At 68.2% G+C, this 20,824-nt stretch carries 19 protein-coding genes; 15 read left to right on the top strand and 4 right to left on the bottom strand.

Going from position 1 to position 20,824, the window contains the following annotated elements; all coding sequences use genetic code 11:
* Positions 1 to 21 precede the first annotated feature (21 nt).
* From serS to VKQ35_RS19915, 4 genes are all read left to right on the top strand, one after another.
* Positions 22 to 1,311 carry a serine--tRNA ligase gene (gene serS / locus VKQ35_RS19930; RefSeq protein WP_324364470.1) on the top strand — a complete coding sequence of 430 codons (1,290 nt, stop codon included), beginning with the start codon at positions 22 to 24 and terminating at the stop codon, positions 1,309 to 1,311.
* Positions 1,308 to 2,081 carry a 5'/3'-nucleotidase SurE gene (surE, locus tag VKQ35_RS19925; protein WP_324364469.1) on the top strand — a complete coding sequence of 258 codons (774 nt, stop codon included), beginning with the start codon at positions 1,308 to 1,310 and terminating at the stop codon, positions 2,079 to 2,081. The genes serS and surE overlap by 4 nt, the downstream gene beginning before the upstream one ends.
* Before the next feature lie 8 nt (positions 2,082 to 2,089).
* Complete coding sequence (locus VKQ35_RS19920) at positions 2,090 to 2,749, top strand: protein-L-isoaspartate(D-aspartate) O-methyltransferase (RefSeq protein WP_414692370.1); 660 nt, start codon at positions 2,090 to 2,092, stop codon at positions 2,747 to 2,749.
* 109 nt (positions 2,750 to 2,858) lie between these two features.
* Positions 2,859 to 4,367: a LysM peptidoglycan-binding domain-containing protein gene (locus tag VKQ35_RS19915; protein WP_324364467.1), complete on the top strand. Its 1,509-nt coding sequence runs from the start codon at positions 2,859 to 2,861 to the stop codon at positions 4,365 to 4,367.
* Between the two features lie 3 nt (positions 4,368 to 4,370).
* Here the strand turns inward: VKQ35_RS19915 and VKQ35_RS19910 are convergent, their stop codons facing one another.
* Entirely contained in the window at positions 4,371 to 5,210 is an 840-nt protein-coding gene (locus tag VKQ35_RS19910) for an ATP-binding protein (protein WP_324364466.1), read from the bottom strand.
* A 118-nt stretch (positions 5,211 to 5,328) separates the two neighbouring features.
* On the opposite strand from VKQ35_RS19910, the gene yajC reads away from it, so the two are divergent.
* The 7 genes from yajC (at position 5,329) to VKQ35_RS19875 (ending at position 11,805) form a co-directional block, all read left to right on the top strand.
* On the top strand, positions 5,329 to 5,643 hold the full coding sequence (gene yajC, locus VKQ35_RS19905) for a preprotein translocase subunit YajC (protein ID WP_324364465.1): 315 nt from the start codon (positions 5,329 to 5,331) through the stop codon (positions 5,641 to 5,643).
* A gap of 17 nt (positions 5,644 to 5,660) precedes the next feature.
* The gene (secD, locus tag VKQ35_RS19900) at positions 5,661 to 7,268 is read left to right on the top strand and encodes a protein translocase subunit SecD (RefSeq protein ID WP_324364464.1); all 1,608 of its coding nucleotides are present in this window, start codon (positions 5,661 to 5,663) and stop codon (positions 7,266 to 7,268) included.
* An 11-nt stretch (positions 7,269 to 7,279) separates the two neighbouring features.
* A complete protein-coding gene (secF, locus tag VKQ35_RS19895; protein ID WP_324364463.1) occupies positions 7,280 to 8,260 on the top strand; it encodes a protein translocase subunit SecF in 981 nt (326 codons plus the stop codon).
* Positions 8,261 to 8,276: 16 nt separating this feature from the next.
* A complete protein-coding gene (locus VKQ35_RS19890) occupies positions 8,277 to 8,636 on the top strand; it encodes an Mth938-like domain-containing protein (RefSeq protein ID WP_324364462.1) in 360 nt (119 codons plus the stop codon).
* A gap of 82 nt (positions 8,637 to 8,718) precedes the next feature.
* Entirely contained in the window at positions 8,719 to 9,324 is a 606-nt protein-coding gene (locus tag VKQ35_RS19885; protein ID WP_324364461.1) for a urate hydroxylase PuuD, read from the top strand.
* Between the two features lie 65 nt (positions 9,325 to 9,389).
* Positions 9,390 to 10,082 (top strand): squalene/phytoene synthase family protein, encoded by a 693-nt coding sequence (locus tag VKQ35_RS19880; protein WP_324364460.1) that lies wholly within the window; start codon positions 9,390 to 9,392, stop codon positions 10,080 to 10,082.
* A 112-nt stretch (positions 10,083 to 10,194) separates the two neighbouring features.
* Positions 10,195 to 11,805, top strand: a complete 1,611-nt coding sequence (locus tag VKQ35_RS19875; protein ID WP_324364459.1) for an L-lactate permease — start codon at positions 10,195 to 10,197, stop codon at positions 11,803 to 11,805.
* Here VKQ35_RS19875 and trmFO read toward each other — a convergent pair.
* Positions 11,789 to 13,189 carry a methylenetetrahydrofolate--tRNA-(uracil(54)-C(5))-methyltransferase (FADH(2)-oxidizing) TrmFO gene (gene trmFO / locus VKQ35_RS19870; RefSeq protein WP_324364458.1) on the bottom strand — a complete coding sequence of 467 codons (1,401 nt, stop codon included), beginning with the start codon at positions 13,187 to 13,189 and terminating at the stop codon, positions 11,789 to 11,791. The genes VKQ35_RS19875 and trmFO overlap by 17 nt on opposite strands.
* 147 nt (positions 13,190 to 13,336) lie before the next feature.
* Here trmFO and VKQ35_RS19865 point away from each other — a divergent pair, with 147 nt between their 5' ends.
* Together VKQ35_RS19865 and VKQ35_RS19860 are read left to right on the top strand one after the other, a co-directional pair.
* Positions 13,337 to 14,263, top strand: a complete 927-nt coding sequence (locus tag VKQ35_RS19865) for a hypothetical protein (RefSeq protein WP_324364457.1) — start codon at positions 13,337 to 13,339, stop codon at positions 14,261 to 14,263.
* A gap of 27 nt (positions 14,264 to 14,290) precedes the next feature.
* Entirely contained in the window at positions 14,291 to 15,130 is an 840-nt protein-coding gene (locus VKQ35_RS19860) for a hypothetical protein (RefSeq protein WP_324364456.1), read from the top strand.
* Here the strand turns inward: VKQ35_RS19860 and VKQ35_RS19855 are convergent.
* Both VKQ35_RS19855 and uvrA read right to left on the bottom strand, forming a co-directional pair.
* Complete coding sequence (locus VKQ35_RS19855; RefSeq protein WP_324364455.1) at positions 15,127 to 15,738, bottom strand: glutathione S-transferase family protein; 612 nt, start codon at positions 15,736 to 15,738, stop codon at positions 15,127 to 15,129. The genes VKQ35_RS19860 and VKQ35_RS19855 overlap by 4 nt on opposite strands.
* Before the next feature lie 81 nt (positions 15,739 to 15,819).
* Positions 15,820 to 18,738, bottom strand: coding sequence for an excinuclease ABC subunit UvrA (gene uvrA / locus VKQ35_RS19850; RefSeq protein WP_324364454.1), 2,919 nt, complete (start codon positions 18,736 to 18,738; stop codon positions 15,820 to 15,822).
* 185 nt (positions 18,739 to 18,923) lie between these two features.
* Between uvrA and VKQ35_RS19845 the strand changes: the two genes are divergently transcribed.
* On the top strand, positions 18,924 to 19,406 hold the full coding sequence (locus tag VKQ35_RS19845; protein ID WP_324364453.1) for an SRPBCC domain-containing protein: 483 nt from the start codon (positions 18,924 to 18,926) through the stop codon (positions 19,404 to 19,406).
* A 76-nt stretch (positions 19,407 to 19,482) separates the two neighbouring features.
* The gene (locus VKQ35_RS19840; protein ID WP_324364452.1) at positions 19,483 to 20,823 is read left to right on the top strand and encodes a cytochrome c3 family protein; all 1,341 of its coding nucleotides are present in this window, start codon (positions 19,483 to 19,485) and stop codon (positions 20,821 to 20,823) included.
* Position 20,824: the final 1 nt, after the last annotated feature.

The raw sequence follows: 20,824 nt of genomic DNA, 5'->3' as shown, positions 1-20,824 counted from the left end.
CACTAGGTTTTTGCGGCCGCCATGCACGATATCCGAGCCATTCGCGAAACGCCCGAGCCCTACATCAAAGGCTGGGACGCGAAAGGCCTGCCCGGGGCCGAGCTGGTCATCGAGATCACCGGCTACGACACCCTGGTGCGCAAGGCCAAGAGCGTGGGCGAGGTCGCACAGGCGCGGCGCAACGAGCTCTCCAAGCTGATCGGCCAGGCCAAGGCGAAGAAGGATGAGGCCGAGGCGACGCGTCTGATGGCCGAGGTCGAGAGCCTGAAGGCCACCGTCGCCACCGAGGCGGCGAGCGAGCGCGACGCCGCGGCCAGCCTGCAGAACCTCCTGGCCGGCCTGCCTAACATCCCCGCGCCCGATGTCCCCGCCGGGGCGGACGAGCATGAGAACGTCGAGGTCCGCCGCTGGGGGACGCCGTTCGCCATCGCCAACCCGAAGGACCACACCGACCTGGGCGAGCAGTCGGGCCTGCTGGACTTCGAGGCCGCCGCGCGGATGAGCGGCTCGCGGTTCGTCGTGCTGAAGGGTCAGCTGGCGCGGCTGGAGCGCGCGCTTGGCCAGTTCATGATCGACATCCAGACGCAGGAGCACGGCTATACCGAGGTTTCGCCGCCGCTGCTGGTCAATGATGCTGCGGCCTATGGCACCGACAAGCTGCCCAAGTTCGCCGACGACCTGTTCCGCACCACCGACGGCCGCTGGCTGATCCCCACCGCGGAGGTTCCACTCACCAGCCTGGTCATGGACCAGATCGTCGCCGCCGAGGATCTGCCGCTCCGCTACACCGCGCTAACCCCTTGTTTTCGCTCGGAAGCCGGCGCATCCGGCCGCGACACCCGCGGCATGATTCGACAGCACCAGTTCTACAAGTGCGAACTGGTTTCCATAGTCGAGCCGGACAAGTCCGACGAAGAGCACGAGCGCATGGTCGGCTGCGCCGAGGCGATCCTGAAACGGCTGGAACTGCCGTTCCGCACCATGCTGCTCTGCACCGGCGACATGGGCTTCGGCGCCCGCAAGACCTACGACCTGGAGGTCTGGCTGCCGAGCGAGGATCGCTACCGCGAGATCAGCTCCTGCTCCAACACCGGCGACTTCCAGGCCCGCCGCATGAATGCGCGCGCCAAGGCCGCCGGCGAGAAGGGCACGCGGTTCGTGCACACTCTGAACGGCTCGGGCCTGGCTGTCGGCCGCACCCTGGTGGCGCTGATGGAGAACTATCAGGACACCGACGGCCGGATCGCCATTCCGCAGGCCCTGCATAGCTACCTGCCGGGCCTCACCCACATCGGGGGCAAGCCCGCTTGAGGATCCTGCTCACCAACGACGACGGGATCCACGCCGAGGGCCTGGCCGCGCTGGAGCGGATCGCGGCCAAGCTCAGCGACGACGTCTGGGTCTGCGCGCCGGAGGCCGAACGCTCCGGGGCCAGCCGGGCGCTGACGCTCACCGACCCGATCCGGGTGAAGCAATATGGTCCCCAGCGGTTCTCGACGACCGGCACGCCCACCGACTGCGTGATGCTGGGGATCAGCGAAGTCGTGAAGGGCGCCAGGCCCGACCTGGTGCTCTCCGGCGTCAACCGCGGCGTGAACCTGGCAGAGGACGTGACCATGTCCGGCACCGTAGCCGGCGCCATCGAGGCCATGGCCATGGGCGTGCCGGGGATCGCGCTCTCGCAAGGCGGCTTCTACGACGGCCAGACCGGCTATGCCTGCGCCGAGGTCTATGCGCCCGGGATCGTCAGACGTCTGCTGGAGGTGGGCTGGCCCGACGGGGTGATCATGAACCTGAACTTCCCGGCCGGCGGCCCGGACAAGGTCAAAGAGGTCGAGGTGACCCGCCAGGGCTTCCGCGACGCCCACGTGCGGATGGCCGAGAAGCGCACCGACCTGCGTGGCCGCGAGTATTTCTGGGTCGGCTACCGGCAGGAGCGCTCGAAGCCGGACGAAGGCACTGACCTGCGGGCCTTCTATGACGGGAAAATCTCCGTCACGCCGCTGCATATCGACCTCACGCACGCCGAGTCAGTGCACAAGCTTCGTGGCGTGCTGGGTGGCGCGCCACCGAAAGCCTGAAGATGATGGTGGCGAAGAAAGACGACGACACGGCTGAGACGCGGCTCGCCCGCCTGATCCTGGCCCTGCGCTCGCAGGGTGTCAGCGAGCCCGCTGTGCTGAGCGCCATCGAGACGACGCCGCGCGAGGCCTTCACGCCGGACCTGTTCAAGGAACGCGCCTTCGAGGACTCGGCGCTGCCGATCGCCTGCGGCCAGACGATCAGCCAGCCGTTCATCGTCGGCCTGATGACCCAGGCGCTAAAAGTCGACAAGCGCGACCGGGTGCTCGAGATCGGCACCGGCAGCGGCTATCAGACCACCATCCTCTCCAAGCTCTCGCGGCTGGTCTACACGGTGGAGCGCTACCGCACCCTGATGCGGGAGGCCGAGGCGCGCTTCAAGACGCTGGGCCTGACCAATGTGATCACCCGCTTCGGCGATGGGGGCGAGGGCTGGCCCGAACAGGCGCCGTTCGACCGCATTATGGTCACAGCCGCAGCGTCTGATGAACCCAAGGCTTTGCTTTCCCAGCTCAAACCGAACGGCATCCTGGTGGCGCCGATCGGCAAGGGGCCGGTGCAGAGCCTGCGGCGCTATGCCGGCGACGGCAAGGGAGGCTTCGAGGTGGAGGCGCTGACCGACGTGCGGTTCGTGCCACTGCTCGACGGGGTGGCGAAAGAATTGTGACGAAGACTTGTGGGGCCTGCGGTCGTTTGCAGGTTGGCGGGATGGGTCCGGTTAACCCATCATCAACCCTGACGCCCCGACTGATTCCAAATTCCAAACCGGAGCGCAGATGACGCACTTCTTCCAGCGATCGGCCCTGATCCTCCTGGCCACGACGGCGCTTGCCACGGGTCCGGCGCTCGCGGCGACCCATCACGCGCGCAAGGCCGAAGCCCCGCCGACCGCGGCCAACGGCAAGATCGTCACCGAGAAGGGCGAACGCGCCTCCTATGTGGTGAAGAAGGGCGACACCCTCGAGAAGATCGCGGATCAGCTCGACACCACGGTCGACGAGCTGATGAAGACCAACAAGCTGAAGAAGACCAGCGTGCTGCAGCCGGGCGACGTGCTGAAGGGCCCGGTGGTGACCAAGAAGGCCTATGTGGTCACCAAGGGCGACACCGTCTTCTCGATCGCCAAGCGCTTCCACGTGACGGTCGAACAGCTGCGTGAAGAGAACGACCTCTCGCCCAAGACCCCGATCCGGCCCGGCCAGCAGATTCGCCTTCCGTCCGACTATCGCGCGCCGGCCGTCGAGGCGGCGGTCGACGAGGCCGATAAGGGCGACAAGGCGGACGCCGAGGCGGCCAAGCCGGCGAAGGGCCACAAGGGCAAGGCGCCGCCCGCCACGGCCTCCGACGAAAGCCCGCCGACTGGCGGCGGCACCGTCATGACCCGCGAGGCCAAGGGCGAGAGCTACAAGGCCCGGAAGGGTGACACGCTCGCCAAGATCGCCGACCACCTGGACACCGACATCGGCCAGCTGAAGCGCCTCAACCACATCAAGGGCTCCGCCGTCCACGTGGGGCAGGTCTACCGCGGCCCGAGCTTCGCCGAGCATATCTACACCGCCCAGCCGGGCGACACGCTGGCCAGCATCGCCGGGCGGTTCGGCGTCAGCGTCGCGAGCCTCAGGGCCGAGAACGAGCTTTCCAAGCGCGTGCTGAGCGTCCGCTCCGGCCAGAAGATCTTCCTGCCGGACGGCTACCACGACCGCGAGGCGCCGGCGCCGGAGCGGTCGGACCGCGGCGACCGCTCGGAACACTACCCGACCGTCTACCCGCCGGGCCGCGGCGCGCCCGCCCTGCCGGCGCACCCGATCCCCTATGCGGTGACGCCGGGAGCGGAAGCCGCGCCGTCGACGCCGGGGCTCACCGACGCTCAGATCCAGCAGCTGTCCAAGGGCCGCTTCCAGTGGCCGCTGACGGGCATGATCCTCTCCGAGTTCGGGCCCAAGCCCGGCGGCCAGAGCAACGACGGCATCAACATCCAGGCCGACGCCGGCGCCGCGGTGCGCGCGGCGGCCGATGGCGAGGTGATCTACGCCGGCGACATCGTTCCGGGCTTCGGCAACCTGGTGCTGCTGCGCCACGCCGACGGCTGGGCCACGGTCTACGGCAACCTCGGCCGCATCGACGTGAAGATGCAGCAGAAGGTCACCCAGGGGCAGCAGATCGGCCAGGCCGGCATGTCCGGCGGCGTGTCGGAGCCGCAGCTGCACTTCGAGGCCCGCTATCAGCCCAACGCCTCCGAACGGGCGCGGTCGGTGAACCCGAGGCTGGTGCTGCCGGCGCGCTAGGCGCTAGAGCGGCAGGCTCTTCCCCAGCTCACCCGCCAGATCGCGGATGAACTGCCAGGCGACGCGGCCGGAGCGGGCGCCGCGCAGCTGCGCCCACTGCAGCGCGCGGCGGTCGAGGGCATCCGCCTTCAGGCCGTAGCGCTTGGCGTAGGCCTTCACCGCGGCCAGGTAGGTCGGCTGGTCCATGGGCGGGAAGCCGATCCACAGGCCGAAGCGGTCGGACACGCTGACCTCCTCCTCGGCGTCCTCGGCGCTGGCGATCAGGCCGCGGTCCTCTTGATGGCCGCGCGGCATCAGGTGGCGGCGGTTCGAGGTGGCGGTGAACAGCACATTGGCCGGCGGGCCCGAGACGCCGCCCTCCAGGGCCGACTTCAGCGCCTTGGCGGCGGCCGCGCCTTCCTCGAACGACAGGTCGTCGCAGAGCACCAGGAAGCGCTCGCCTCGGCTGCGCAGGATGTCGAAGAGGTCGGGGAGGGCGGTGACGTGGTCGCGGTCGACTTCCACGAGCCTGAGGTTCTTGGCCGAGTTGGCGACATCCATGAAGGCCGCCTTGGCGAGCGAGCTCTTGCCGGCGCCGCGCACGCCCCAGAGCAGGGCGTGGTTGCTGGGCAGGCCCTTGGCGAACCGTTGCAGATTCTCGACGAAGCGTTCCTTCTGGCGGTCGACGCCGACCAGGGCGGCCAGCGGCAGGGGATAGTCCGGCGCCGGATGGAAGGCGCCGCTCGCCGGATCGTGGCGGAACAGCCGCGCGGCCTCGAACGCCGGCTGCGGCGCGCGGGCCGGCGCCAGCCGCTCCAGGGCGTCGGCGATCCGCGAAAGCACAGGTTCCAGGTCATGCGTCATCGCGCGACACCTAACCCGGCCCGCTTCCATTGCAAAACAGGGTCGCAGCGCATAGCTTCCGCCGACTTCGAGCGGGGCCTCCCAAAAGGCCGCCGCCGCACTGCTTTCCGGAGAGGCCATGCCCGCCGCCAATGACATGCAGACCATGCTAGTCCAGTTCCTGCCGCTGATCGGCCTGGTCGTGCTGTTCTACTTCCTGATGATCCGCCCGCAGCAGAACCGGATGAAGGCGCACCAGGCGATGCTGGCCAGCATCAAGCGCGGCGACAACGTCGTCCTGTCCTCGGGCGTGCACGGCAAGATCGTCCGCGTGGAGGACGCCGACGTAGGCGTCGAGATCGCCACCGGCGTCACCGTCAAGGTGCGCAAGGGGATGATTTCCGAGGTCCAGGCCCGCGGCGCGCCGGCGCCGGCCAACGACGCCAAGACTTAAAAAGCGCTTCTCCCGCCATGATGAATCTTGCCCGCTGGAAGGTCATCCTCGTCGTTCTGGCGACGGTGCTCGGCCTGCTCTTCACCCTGCCCAACCTGTTGCCGGCCAAGGTCCGCGACGGGCTGCCGGGCTTCATGCCCAGCTCGACCCTGCACCTGGGCCTCGACCTGCAGGGCGGCTCGCGCCTGCTCTATTCGGTGGACACCGCGGCCTTGCGCACCGAGCGGCTCACCAACATGGCCGAGGACATCCGCACCGGCTTGCACGGCAAGAACATCGCCTTCACCGATCTGGCCGTGACCAACGGCGCGATCGGCCTGCGGATCACCGACCCCGCGCAGTTGAACGATGCGGTGACGCTGCTGCGCCGCACGCTGGGCTCGTCGCTCCCCGGCGCCGCCAACGCCCGCGACGTCACCGTCTCCGAGGCCGCCAACCAGCGCATCGTCGTGGCCTTCGTGGCCGAAGCCTTCGACGCCGAAGCCTCCAGCGCGGTCGAGCAGAACATCGAGGTCATCCGCCGGCGGATCGACCAGATGGGCACCAAGGAACCGGAGATCAATCGCCAGGGCAAGGACCGCATCGTCATCGAGGCGGCCGGCGAAAGCGACCCTGAGCGCCTGAAAGCGGTCATCGGCCAGACCGCCAAACTGACCTTCCAGATGGTCGACGAGCAGGCCAGTCCCGAGGATATCGCCGCCGGCCGTATCCCGCCGGGCGACGAGATGCTCGTCTCCACCGACGGCATCGCGCCGCAGTATCTGGTCAAGAAGCGCGCGCCGATCAGCGGCGAGATGCTGACCGACGCCCGGCCGGGCTTCGATCAGCAGGGCGGCGGCGGCGCGCTGGTGCAGTTCCGCATGAACAGCCTGGGCGCCACCCGCTTCGCCGACATCACCCGCCAGAACGTCGGCAAGCGCTTCGCCATCGTGCTCGACAAGAAGGTGATCTCGGCGCCCAACATCCTGAACCCGATCACCGGCGGCTCCGGCCAGATCACCGGCCACTTCACGACCGAGAGCGCCACCGATCTCGCCGTGCTGCTCCGCGCCGGCGCCCTGCCCGCGCCAATGAAGGTCGAGGAGCAGCGGACCGTGGGCGCCGAACTGGGCGCCGACGCGGTGAAGGCCGGCACGACGTCGGCTATCGTCGGCCTGATCGCCACCATGGTCTTCATGCTGCTGATCTACGGCGGGCTGTTCGGCGGCATCTCGCTGATCGCGCTGGCGGTCAACGCGGTGATGATCATCGGGGTGATGAGCTTCACCCAGGCGACGCTCACGCTCCCGGGCATCGCCGGCCTGATCCTGACGCTCGCTGTCGCCGTCGACGCCAACGTGCTGATCTATGAGCGGATGCGCGACGAACTGCGCTCCGGCAAGAACCTGATCTCCTCGATGGAGGCCGGGTTCGCGCGCGCCTGGGGCACCATCTTCGACGCCAACATGACCCACATCTTCTCGGCGCTGATCATGTTCAACCTGGGCTCCGGTCCGGTGAAGGGCTTCGCCTGGACGCTGGCGATCGGCGTCTTCACCACCGTGTTCTCGGCGGTTCTCGTCACCCAAGTGCTTCTGGCCTGGTGGTTCAAAGCCGCCCGCCCGAAGACCCTGCCGATCGCGTAAGGACCAGCCGAATGAAATTCTGGCCCCTCATCAAGGTCCTGCCGGTCCGCACCCACTTCCGGTTCGTGCGGCTCTCGCGGCTGTTCGCCTCGCTTTCGGTCATCGCCATCATCGGCTCGCTGTTCCTGACCCTCTATCCGTTCAAGCCGCCCTGCGGGGGCCTGGCCTGCGGCATCGATTTCCAGGGCGGCACGGTCATGGACATCTCGACCGCGCCGCAGGCGGCCGATCCGGTGAAGATTCACGCGGCGCTGCGCGGCCTGAACCTCAACGAGACGGTGCAGACCGCCGGCGCGCCGGGCGCGGCGATCCTGCGCTTCGAGGCGCCCAAGGGCGCCGACATCAGCGCCACGGTCAGCCACGTCGAGGCCGCGCTCAACCAAGCCTTCGGCAAGGTGAAGTTCGCCAGCACCGACGTGGTCGGCCCAACGGTCTCCGGCGAGCTGCTCGGCAAGGGCCTGTTGGGCCTCGGCCTCGCGATCCTGGCCATGCTGCTCTACATCTGGTTCCGCTTCGAGCTGCAGTTCGGCCTGGGCGCGGTCGCCGCCCTGTTCCACGACGTCTTCCTGACCTTCGGCCTGATCGCCATCATGGGCCGCTTCGGCAAGATGGAATTCGACCTGAAGTCGGTGGCCGCGATCCTGACGATCATCGGCTATTCGATGAACGACACGGTGGTGGTGTTCGATCGGTTCCGCGAGAACCTGCGCAAATACAAGCGCATGCCGCTCGGCGAAGTGATCGACATGTCGATCAACGAGATGCTGACGCGGACCATCATCACCTCGATGACCGCGGTGCTGGCGCTGCTGGCGCTCGCCTTCTTCGGCGGGCCGACGCTCTACAGCCTCTCGGTGATCATGCTGTTCGGCATCGCCATCGGCACCTATTCCTCGATCTATATCGCGGCCCCGGTGATCCTGCTCTGGGGCGTCAAGCGTGGCGGCGAGGACGAGGTCGCCGAGCCGCTGACGCCGATCAACGTCCGCTAGGCGGAAGGGCAGGGCCTTGGCCCGCGACGCGCCGTCCATCGACGCCTATGGCGACGGCGGTTTCCGCCTGTCGGGGGAATGGCATGCCGGCTCGCTGCTGATCGTCGCCGACCAGGCGCAGGCGTGGCCGGTGGCGGCCTTCGCCGATCTGACGCTTGAGAGCCTTGGTCCCGTGTTCGCGGCCGGCCGCGCCGAGGTGGAGTTCCTGCTGCTGGGCGTGGGCGCCCGCAACGCCCAGCCGCCCAGAGCCATCCGCGAGGCCCTGCTGGGCGCCGGCCTGGGCCTGGAGTTCATGGACACGCCCTCGGCGGCCAAGCTCTACAACGTCCTGACATCGGAGGGCCGCCGGCTGGCCTGCGCCCTGATCGCCGTCTGACCAAGTCGCGTTAGGGCCGTTTCCGCCTGCGTCAAAACGCCCTATACCTGAGCCCCAGGGTAGGAATCACGAGGGCGCTCAGATGGCCGGACTTCTTTCAAATCTCCGCAACACGTTGATCGTCAGCTTCATCCTGGCGTTGATCGTTGTCGGTGGGTACGACGTACACAATCAGAGCGGGATGGACATCTTCCTGCAGGCGCTGTTCCGCTGGATGCACGTGCTGTTCGGCATCATGTGGATCGGTTTGCTCTGGTATTTCAACTTCGTGCAGATCCGGAAGATGCCGGAGATCCCTGCCGAGCTGAAGCCGGCGGTCTCCAAATTCATCGCACCTGAGGCGCTGTTCTGGTTCCGCTGGGCGGCGTTGTTCACGGTGCTGATGGGCCTGATCCTGGCCTGGAACCGCGGCTATCTGGTGCAGGCGCTGACGTTCGGCTTCACCGAAACGCCTGTCGGCATCGGCCACGCCTTCATTGGCCTGGGCATGTGGCTGGGCATGATCATGATGGTCAACGTCTGGGCCTTCATCTGGCCGGCGCAGAAGATCGCGCTCGGCATCGTCGACGGTGACGCCGACGCCAAGGCCGCCGCCGGGCGCAAGGCGATGATCTTCTCGCGCATCAACACCCTGCTGTCGGTGCCGATGCTGGCCTGCATGACCATGAACCAGACCATCTTCGGCTGATCGCGGACCTGGATCTTGATATCGGGAAGGCCCGCCTTAACCGGCGGGCCTTTTCATAGGCGACGATGAGCGAGCCTGACGCCCCAAGCGCCGACCAGGGCGACCTGGACGGCCTGATCCGCCGGATCGACCCGGACCGCTGGCTCTCCAGCCGGTTCATCGGGGCGGGCGAGGCGCGCGCCGACGTGGTGGCGATCTACGCCTTCGACAACGAACTCGCCCGCGCCCCCCGCGTGGCCTCCAATTCGCTGCTCGGCGAGGTGCGCCTGACCTGGTGGCGCGAGGCGCTGGACGAGATGTTCGAGGGCCGCCCGGTGCGCCAGCATCCGACCGCCCAGGCCTTGCTGCGCGTGGTCGAGCGGCGCGGTCTGAAGCGCGAGCCCTTGGAGGGGATGATCGACGCCCGCTACCGCGAGCTCGACCCCGCGCCGATGGGCGAGGGCGAGGTCCTGGATTGGGCGCGGGACACCGGCGGGCTTTCGGCGCAGCTGGCGGCCGAGGTCCTGGACCCCGCGACCGACGCCAAGATGGCCCTGGCCGGCGGCTCGGCCTGGGCGCTGGGCAAACGGCTCGCCGAGACACCGGACCTGCGACCCACCTTCCTGAAGGTGATCCATGCGGCGCGTAGCGCCTCGCGCAACCTCAGCGTCGCGGCCTTTCCGGCGGTGGCGCACGCGGCGCTGGCGGGGCGCCCGGCCAGCAACGACTTCGCGCGGCGGCTGCGCCTGACCATCGCGGTGGCGCGCGGCAGGATCTGAGCGCCTGCTATCTGGGGCGCGCGAGATGCCGCTTGCCAATCGGCCGGCGTGCGCCAAGCTCCGCCGATGAGGCGGCTGAGCCAGCGGTCGCCCAATGGGATGGGGGCGTCCGGTGTTCAAACAGCTTCTGACGCCGGTCGCCGACAGCCTGCCGCTGTCGTTCTTGGTGGCGGCGCTCCCGATCGCAACCGTGCTCCTGCTGCTGGGCGTGCTGCGGCGGCCGGCCTGGCAGGCGTCGCTGGGCGGCCTCGCCGTGGCCCTGGCGACGGCGGTCATGGTCTGGAAACTGCCAATGACCCTGGCGCTGAGCGCGGTCGCCAACGGGGCGGTGTTCGCGCTCTGGCCGGTGATGTGGATCGTTCTGGCCGCCTTGCTGGTCTACAATATCGCCGTGGTCTCGGGCCGCTTTGAGGCCTTCCGGTCCTGGGTGCTGGCCAATGTGCCCAACGACCGGCGGGTCGTGCTGATCGTCATCGGCTTCTGCTTCGGCGCGCTGCTGGAGGGCGTGGCGGGCTTCGGGACGCCTGTGGCGATTACCGGCTCGCTGCTGATCATGGTCGGATTTCCGCCCATGGAGGCCCTGGTCCTGGTGCTGATCTTCGACACCGCGCCGGTGGCGTTCGGAGCGCTCGGCGCGCCGGTGACTGTGCTGGGCTCGGTGACCGGCCTGCCGGCCCATGTGCTGGCGGCGATGATCGGGCGGCAACTGCCGGTGATGGCGGCGATCCTGCCATTCTACGTCATGGCGCTCTACGGCGGCTGGCGCTCGGTGCGGGCCCTGTGGCCGGTGCTGGTGGTGGCGGGCCTGAGCTTCGCGGCCGGCCAGTTCGCGGCCTCCAACTACATCGATTACACGCTCACTGACGTCTTGGCCGCGCTGGTTTCACTGCTGGTGACGCTCGCCTTCCTGAAGGTCTGGCGCCCGGCGCCGGACCCGGCCTTCGCGATCCGGGACGAGGCGGCGCTGGAAGCCCCGCCGGCCGGCGCGCCGGCGGCCTGGCAGGGCTGGCTACCGTGGGCGATCCTCTCGGCGACGGTGGTGCTGTGGACCGCTTTCAAGGTCGCCAACATCGGCCAGCAGGCCATCCATTGGCCGCTGCTCGACAAGGCGATCTCGATCACCCTCTACCACGACAAGCCCTATGCCGCGGTCTGGGCCTTTCAGCCGCTGGCCACCGGCACCGCGATCCTGCTGGCCGCGGTGATCACCGCCGTAGCTGTCAGGATTTCCCCGGCCGCCTTCGTCGGCTGCGCCGTGCAGACGGTGCGCCAGGCCTGGAAGGCGGTCGTGACGGTCATGCTGATCGTCGGCCTGGCCTATCTGATGAACTATTCCGGCCTGGCCTACACGCTGGGTCTCGGCGCGGCGTCGACCGGCCACGCCTTCGTGCTGATCTCGCCGTTCCTGGGCTGGATGGCGGTGATGCTCTCGGGCAGCGACACCTCCGGCAACGCGCTCTTCGGCAACCTGCAGGTGGTGGCGGCCAACCAGCTGAATCTCAGCCCGGTGCTGTTCGCCGCGACCAATTCCTCCGGCGGGGTGATGGGCAAGATGATCTCGCCGCAGAACATCGCCACCGGCGTCTCGGTGACCGGCATGACCGGCCGGGAGGGCGAGATCTTCGCCCGCACCTTCCCGCACAGTATCGTGCTGACCGTGATCCTGGGGGCGCTGGTCGCCGCTCAGCAGTTCCTGATCCCCTGGATCATCCCGGCGAACTAGCCGTCCAGGCGTCGAGGTCGGCGAGCGCGCGCTCGCCCATCAGCCGCTTCTTGGCGCGGCCGCGTTCCTTGTGCGGCAGCCGCTTGCCGTCCTCGCCGTGGCGCGGGCCCTCGATCGGTGGCAACAGGCCGTAGTTGATGTTCATCGGCTGGAACGAGCCCTTGCCGCCGTCCAGGTGCCCGCCGGTGATGTGGCCGATCAGAGCCCCCAGCGCCGTCGTGGCCGGCGGCGGCGTGGCGGGGCGCCCCAGGCGCTCGGTGGCGGCGAACCGGCCGGCCAGCAGGCCGATGGCGGCGCTCTCCACATAGCCCTCGACGCCGGTCACCTGGCCCGCGAACCGCATCCGGGGATCGGCCTTCAGCCGCAGCGACCCGTCCAGCAGGGCGGGCGAGTTCAGGAAGGTGTTGCGGTGCAGGCCGCCGAGCCTGGCGAACACCGCCTTTTCCAGCCCCGGGATCATCCGGAAGATGTCGGTCTGGGCGCCGTGCTTCAGCTTGGTCTGGAAGCCCACCATGTTCCACAGCGTGCCCAGCGCATTGTCCTGGCGCAGCTGGACGACGGCCCAGGCCTTGGTCTGCGGGTCGTGTTCGTTGGTCAGGCCGACCGGCTTCATCGGCCCGTGGCGCAGGGTTTCGCGGCCGCGCTCGGCCATCACCTCGATGGGCAGGCAGCCGTCGAAATAGGGCACATGCTCCCAGTCCTTGAACTCCGATTTGGGCCCGGCCAGCAGGGCGTCGATGAAGGCCTCGTACTGCTCGCGATCCATCGGGCAGTTGATGTAGGCGGCCGCGTCCCCGCCCGGGCCTTCCTTGTCGTAGCGCGACTGGCGCCAAGCCTTGCCCATGTCGACGCTTTCCAGATGCACGATCGGCGCGATGGCGTCGAAGAACGACAGCTCGCCCTCGCCGGTCAGCTCCAGGATCGCCTGCGACAGGGCCGGCGAGGTGAGGGGCCCGGTGGCGACCACCACGCTGTCCCACTCGGCGGGCGGCAGGCCGGCCACCTCCTCGCGGGCGATGGTGACCAGCGGATGCGCCTCCAGCCGCTCGGTGACCGCCTGGGCAAAGCCGTCGCGGTCGACCGCCAGCGCGCCGCCGGCCGGGACCTGATGGGCGTCGCCGCAGGAAAGGATGATCGAGCCCAGCTTGCGCATCTCGGCATGCAGCAGACCCACGGCGTTGCCGGTCCAGTCGTCGGCGCGGAAGGAGTTGGAGCAGACCAACTCGGCCAGCTTGTCGGTCTGGTGGGCGTCGGTGCCGCGCACGGGCCGCATCTCGTGCAGCACCACCGGAACCCCGGCCTGGGCGATCTGCCAGGCCGCCTCGGAGCCGGCCAGGCCGCCGCCCACCACATGTACAGGACCAGAGAGTTTTCCGCTCGTCATGCGTGGCTAACTAGCAACGATCGTGTCAGATCGCGAGCAGGGCCTTGCACGCGGCACGGCCGAGCCCCACCCTTGCATCCAAAGGGGAGGCCGACTCGTTTCCCATGGCGTAGACCTACGTCGCGGGTCGGGCCTTGAAGGACGAGGATGGCGGGGTTTTCACCCTCTGATGCGGCGCTTGAGGGCTTTCGGCTTACCCGTGAGAATCCCAAGGCTTTTGGCATCTGGGCGGCGGCGTCGCTGCTGGTCAATGTGCTGAGCGGGGTGATCGACGCCTTCATGCCCGCCAGCGTCAAGCACGGGCTCGAGACCATCAGCGCCAGCGATGTGATGACCGGGCCACAGCTGCTGGACGCGCTCATCCTGACCGCGCCGGTGATCCTGTTGGGCCTGGCGGTGCTGAACGTGATGGCCGCGGCGGTCTATCGGCTGATCTTCCGGCACGACGACACCCGCTTCGGCTATCTGCGGCTGGGCGCGGACGAGTTGCGCCTCATGGGCCTGACGCTGATCTACATCGTGCTGTTCATCGCGCTCGTGGTCGGCGTCGGCATGGTCTCGGGCATCGTTGTCGCGCTCGCGGGCCTGGCGGGCCCTACGGTCCAGAACTTCCTGGGCTGGTTGTCGATCCCGGTGTCCTTCGGGGTGATCGTTTACGTCCTGGTGCGGCTGTCGTTGGCGCCGGTGGCGACCTTCGCCGAGCGGCGCCTGGCGATCTTCGAGTCCTGGGGGCTGACGCGGGGCCAGTTCTGGCGGCTGTTCGGAGCCTATGTCCTGGCGCTGGCCTGCGTGGTGGTGGTGGGTTTCCTGGCGCTCGTGGTGTTCACCGGCGCGGCTGGCGTGGTGGTGCTGCTGACCGGCGGCAAGCTGGCCGACCTGGGGTCGATCCTGAACCCCAAGGACGTGACGCTGAGCAGCTATCTCAGCATCGGGCTGATCGCTTCGATGATCCTTTCCAGCGTGTTCAGCGCGCTCTGGAACGCCGTGATGGCCGCGCCCGGCGCGGTGGCCTATCAGCAGCTGCATGGCGACCCGCCGCCACGGCCGCTGAGCGTCCAGCCCGAGGCGGGCTGAGTAGCGCCCCCGGAGATTTTGGCGAGAATGGCCGCCTTTTCCGCCAGCGACGCGGCCCTGGAAGGCTTCCAGGTCATCCGCCGACATTGGCGCGTGATCGTCGGCTGGGCCGGCTTCAACCTGGTGGCCCCGGTCGCCGCGGTCGCGGTCATCGTCATCACCGGGGTGTTCTATGCCGCCACCGCCGGCGGTGACGCCTCGCAGTTCGGCGCGGTGGTTGTCGGTCCGCTGCTCTCACTGGCGACTCTGGCCATCCAGCTGGTGATCGGCATGGCGCTCTACCGGCTGATGTTTCAGCCGCAAGAGCGCGGTTGGCTCTACCTGCGGTTCGGGCCGGACGAGCTGCGCGGGATCGGCGTCAGCCTGGTCCTGGCCGCGGGTGTCGGCGCCTTGGCCTTGCTGGCGGTCGGCGTGGCCCGGGCGGCGCCGCCCGTCGCCAGCGGCGCTGTGGCTTTGGGCGCCATCGTCGTCGGCTTCTGGCTGCTCATGCGCTTGAGTTTCGCAGCGCCGATCTGTGTCGCCGAGCGGCGGATCGACTTTGGCCGCTCCTGGCGCCTCAGCCGCGGCCACACCTGGTCGCTGGTCGGGATGACGTTGCTGGCCGGCTGCCTGGGCCTGTTGATGAGCGTTCTGGTCTGGGGCGCGTTCTTCCTGCTGACCCTGTCGGTGGTCGGCTTTCAGGAACTCGGCAACCTCGCAGGCCCCGAAGGCTTCCGCGACCACCCGGGCCTCTTCCTGCTGCAGGCCATCGCGCCCTTCCTGTTCGGGCCTTTCGTCATCGTGGTCTTCTGCGCCCCCTGGGCGGCGGCCTATCAGGCCCTGACCGCGCCGGATGAGGCCCCCGAAGACGCTCCTGACGGGGGCTAGGCGCTGGCGCTGGGCCGCGCCGTGGCGCGGTCGTGCCAGGCCTTCAGCTGCTCATACTCGGGCTCCAGCGGCAGGCCGATCCAGTCGGCGAAATCGACGGTGGTCAGCAGGCAGATGTCGGCCATGGAATAGCGGTCGCCGGCCAGCCAGGTCTTTCCCTCCAGCTCGCGGTCCAGATAGCGCTGGGCCCCCTGGTAGGTTTGCTTGTTGCTCTCTCCGAAGTCCTTGAACTGGGTGAGCAGGGCGGCGGTGCGCGGGTGCGCGTGGCGCCAGAACATGCCCACGGGTGTCATCACCGTGAACTCGGTGCGCCGCACCCACATGTCGACCAGCGCCTTTTCCACCGGCGTCACGCCGAACATCGGCGGGTCGGGTTGGGTCTCGTCGAAGTAGCGGCAGATGGCGACCGTCTCGGCGATGCAGGTCCCATCGTCGAGCTCGAGCGCCGGCAACTGGCCCATGGAGTTCTTGGCGCGGAACTCCGGAGACTTGTGTTCGCGCTTCATCATATCGACGCGGGTCTCGGGCAGGTCGATGCCCTTCTCGGCCAGGAAGATGCGCACCCGGCGCGGATTGGGAGCGGGGTTCGGCGCGCCATAGAGGATCATGCGTTCATTCCTGGGGTTCGTTCTGACGACGATTGCTCCCAGGCTTACGGACCCGTCGGCGCCCCGACTAGTCCCAATCCGTCAGGCGCTGACCTTGGCCTTCTTGGGAGCGGCCTTGGCCGCCTGGGCGCGCTGGCGGCCGGCCTGGCGCTCGAGGAGCTCGGCGAGGTAGCGGCCGGTCCAGCTGTTGGCGCTGCGGGCGACCTGTTCCGGCGTGCCGACGGCGACGATCTCGCCGCCGCCGTCGCCGCCCTCGGGGCCGAAATCGACGATCCAGTCGGCGGTCTTCACGACGTCGAGGTTGTGCTCGATGACCACCACGGTGTTGCCCTGGTCGACCAGCTCGTGGAGCACCTCCAGCAGCTTCTTGGTGTCCTCGAAGTGCAGGCCGGTGGTCGGTTCGTCGAGGATGTAGAGGGTCTTGCCGGTAGCGCGGCGGCTGAGCTCTTTCGACAGCTTGACCCGCTGGGCCTCGCCGCCGGACAGCGTGGTCGAGGACTGGCCGACCTTGACGTAGCCCAGGCCCACGCGATTGAGCGTCTGCATCTTCTCGCGCAGCACCGGCACGGCCTTGAAGAAGTCGGCGGCCTCGTCGACCGTCATGTCAAGAACGTCGGATATGCTCTTGCCTTTGAAAAGGATTTCCAGCGTCTCGCGATTGTAGCGCTTCCCGTGGCAGACGTCGCAGGTGACATAGACGTCGGGCAGGAAGTGCATCTCGATCTTGATCAGCCCGTCGCCCTGGCAGGCCTCGCAGCGGCCGCCCTTGACGTTGAAGCTGAACCGACCCGGCCCATAGCCGCGCGCCTTCGCCTCCGGCAGGCCGGCGAACCAGTCGCGGATCGGCTGGAAGGCGCCGGTGTAGGTCGCCGGGTTGGAGCGCGGCGTTCGCCCGATCGGCGACTGGTCGATGTCGATGACCTTGTCGAACAGCTCCAGCCCTTCGATCCGCTCGTAGGGCGCCGGCGCGTCGGACGCATTGTGTAGCCGCCGTGCGGCGGCCTTGTAGAGGGTCTCGATCGTGAAGGTCGACTTGCCGCCGCCGGAGACGCCGGTGATGCAGGTGAAGGTCCCCTGCGGGATCTCGGCGGTGACGTTCTTCAGGTTGTTGCCGGTGGCGCCGATCACGCGCAGCACGTTCTTCTTCGAGATCGGCCGCCGCTTGGCCGGGACCTCGATCTCGCGGGCGCCGGAGAGGTATTGGCCGGTGAGGCTCCTGGGCTCGGCCATGATGTCGTCGGCCGTGCCGGTGGCGATGATCTCGCCCCCGTGGACGCCGGCGCGGGGGCCCATGTCGATGACGTAGTCGGCGGTGAGGATCGCTTCTTCGTCATGCTCGACCACCAGCACCGAGTTGCCGAGGTCCCGCAGGCCTTTCAGGCTGACCAGCAGGCGGGCGTTGTCACGCTGGTGCAGGCCGATGGAGGGTTCGTCCAGGACGTAAAGCACGCCGGTGAGGCCCGAGCCGATCTGGCTGGCCAGCCGGATGCGCTGGCTCTCGCCGCCGCTCAGCGTGCCGGAGGAGCGCGACAGGTCGAGGTAGTCCAGGCCGACGTTGACCAGGAACCGCAACCGGTCGGTGATCTCCTTCAGGATGCGGCGCGCGATCTCCATCTGCTTGGCGGTGAGCTGGCTCTCCAGCCCCTCGAACCAGGCGGCGGCGTGCTTGATCGACAGGTGGCTGATCTGGCCCACGTGCTGGCCGGCGATCTTCACCGCCAGCGCCTCGGGCTTCAGGCGATAGCCTTCACAGGCCTCGCAGGGGGTTTCCGACTGGTAGCGCGCCAGCTCCTCGCGGACCCAGGAGGAGTCCGTCTCGCGCCAGCGGCGCTCCAGGTTCGGCAGCACGCCTTCGAAGGTCTTGTTGACCTCATATTTGCGGGCGTTGTCGTCATAGACGAAGCGGATCTTCTCGCCGTCCGAGCCGTGCAGGATCACCTGCTTGGCCTGGTCCGGCAGCTTCCAGAACGGCGTGTCCATCGAGAAGTCGTAGTGCCGCGCCAGCGCCTGCAGGGTCTGGGTGTAGAGCGGCGAGGGTCCCTTGGCCCAGGGCGACACCGCGCCCTTGTGCAGGGTCTTGTCCTTGTCCGGAACGATCAGGTCGGCGTCGAAGGCGAGCTTCATGCCCAGGCCGTCGCAGACCGGGCAGGCGCCGTAGGGATTGTTGAATGAGAACAGCCGGGGCTCGATCTCGCTGATCGTGAAGCCGGAAACCGGGCAGGCGAACTTCTCGGAGAACAGGATGCGCTTCGGCTCGTTCTCGGTCGGGTCCTTGTCGGCCCATTCGGCGACGGCGATGCCGTCGGCCAGGCGCAGGGCCTGTTCGATCGAGTCGGCGTAGCGGGTCTCCAACCCCGCCTTGGTGACCAGCCGGTCCACCACCACGTCGATGTCGTGCTTGAACTTCTTGTCCAGCGTCGGCGCGTCCTCGATGGGGAAGTACTCGCCGTTGACCTTCAGGCGCTGGAAGCCCGCCTTCTGCCACTCGGCGATCTCCTTGCGGAACTCGCCCTTTCGCCCGCGCACCACGGGCGCGAGCAGGTAGATGCGCTCGCCGTCCGGCAGGGCGGTCAGCTTGTCGACCATCTGGCTGACGGTCTGGCTCTCGATGGGCAGGCCGGTGGCCGGCGAATAGGGCACGCCGACCCGCGCCCAGAGCAGGCGCATGTAGTCGTGGATCTCTGTCACCGTGCCGACGGTGGAGCGCGGATTGCGGCTGGTGGTCTTCTGCTCGATGGAGATGGCGGGCGAGAGGCCCTCGATCAGGTCCACGTCCGGCTTGCTCATCAGCTCCAGGAACTGGCGCGCATAGGACGACAGGCTCTCGACATAGCGGCGCTGGCCCTCGGCGTAGATGGTGTCGAAGGCGAGCGAGCTCTTGCCCGAGCCCGAGAGCCCGGTCAGCACCACCAGCTCGCCGCGCGGGATGTCGACGCTGACGTTCTTCAGATTGTGCTCACGTGCGCCGCGCACGCGGATGAAGTTGAGTTGTTCGGCCATCTTGTCCCGGAAACACAAAAGCGCAGTGGCAGGGTTTGTTGATAAGGGTCCTGTCGGGCGATCGCTCAATGTAATGCGCCGACTCGCAGATTACATAGGAACATAACCTGAACAGCGCCCCTGCGGCGACAGCGCGCGGCCGTTCTGCTGACATGACGGTGGCAGCAGGACGCGCGGCCTGCGCTATGCTCCGCGCCATGACCGACGCCTCGATCCGCTGGCCCGACCGTTTCTCACCCGACCGGGCGCCGGTGCACGTGGTCAATGCGATCACCGTGGCCGCCTCGCCGGAGGCGGTGTGGCGGGTGCTGATCCGGGCGGCGGAATGGCCGGACTACTACGCCAACGCCTCGAAGGTGGTTGTCGAAGGCGGCGGCCCCGACCTTTCGGCCGGCGCACGCTTCACCTGGAAGACCTTCGGCGTCGACCTGCAGACGCAGGTCACCGAGTTCGAGCCCTTCGAGCGCATCGCCTGGCTCGCCACCGCGCCGCTGATCGAGGCCTACCACGCCTGGCTGATCCTGCCCGCGGCGGGTGGCTGCCATGTGGTCACCGAGGAGACCCAGCACGGCCTCGCCGCCCGCGCCGGCCGCCTGATCTTCCCCGGCCGCATGGAGCGCTGGCACCAGCGGTGGCTGGAGGGGTTGGCCGCGCGGGCTTCGACATAGCCGCCGACGACGCATCGGCGCTTTCGCCTGGTGGAACCCGTGCCCTAAGGTGGCGCCTCAATCAGGAGGAGCGTTCATGGTCGGCGACGACGCGGCGGTGCGCGGAGCCCGGATCTGGGGTGGGATCGTGGGGATGATCGCGCTCGCCGTAGTGGGTCTGACGTGGCCCGGCGTCGCGGCGCATGCCCAGGCGCCTGAGTTTCCCGCGACCAAGTACCCGATCTTCGCCTCGCTCGAGCGCAAGCCGGACAGTCAGGCGACGCCGCCGGGCGCCCGCTACGTGGGCTCCAAGGCCTGCGCCAGCTGCCACGCAGACCAGTTCGCCCGCTGGTCCAAGACCCGCATGGCCAACGTCGTGACCGATCCGAAGAGCCATCCTGAGGTCGTGGTCGGCGATTTCAAGACGCCGAACCCGCTGGTGACTTTCCAGGTCAAGGACGTGGACTTCGTCTACGGCACGGTCTGGAAGCAACGCTACTTCCACAAGGTCGGCCGGACCTACGTGCCCTATCCCGCGCAGTGGGACATCACGAACAAGAAGTGGCTGCCCTACCATGTCGCCGACACCGCCGATTGGTGGGCGGCGCACTATCCGGACCCCAAGGGCGACAACTCGGGCCGCCCGACCGGGCCGACCTGCGACGGCTGTCATTCGGTCGCCTACGACCCCAAGACCGAGACGCCGGCCGAATGGAACGTCGGCTGCGAGATGTGCCATGGGGCTGGCTCGGCGCATGCGGCGCATCCGGCGAAGGACAACATCCTCAACCCGGCGCGAATGGACTATGTGCGGGCCAACGACACCTGCATCCAATGCCATTCGCAGGGCCAGCCGATCGCCGGCAAGCCGGCGGCGGACGGCAAGTACTACGACTGGCCGGTCGGCTTCCACGTCGGGCTGAACCTGCGCGACTACTGGGAGCTGGAGCCGCACAAGCTGGGCGAACTGACCTTCACCCACTTCCCCGACGGGACCGCGCACAAGAACCGCATGCAGGGCAACGATTTCACCCAGAGCCTGATGTACGCCCGCGGCGTCACCTGCTTCTCCTGCCACGATGCGCACGGCACGCCGAACCAGGCCATGCTGCGCGCGCCGCCGGCCACGATCTGCCTGACCTGCCACAGCCCCAACGGCCGGAACGGCCCGCACGCCGCGACCATCGAGACCCACACCCACCACGCGGCCGGCAGCCCCGGCGGGCAGTGCGTCGCCTGCCACATGCCGCTGATCGCGCAGACCGTGGCCAACGTGAACGTCGCCAGCCACACCTTCCATTTCGTGACGCCGACCCAGACCGATGCGCTGAAGATCCCCAACGCCTGCAACCAGTGCCACAAGGACAAGACGACCGCCTGGGCGACGGACGCGCTGAAGCACTGGGACGACCGCTCGCCCTGGCGGATGACACAGTAGC

The organism is Phenylobacterium sp. (assembly GCF_035309685.1).
Classification (GTDB): Bacteria; Pseudomonadota; Alphaproteobacteria; order Caulobacterales; family Caulobacteraceae; genus Phenylobacterium.
The sequence above is the reverse complement of the archived record's forward strand: the minus strand, read 5'-3'. Positions and strand labels throughout refer to the sequence as shown.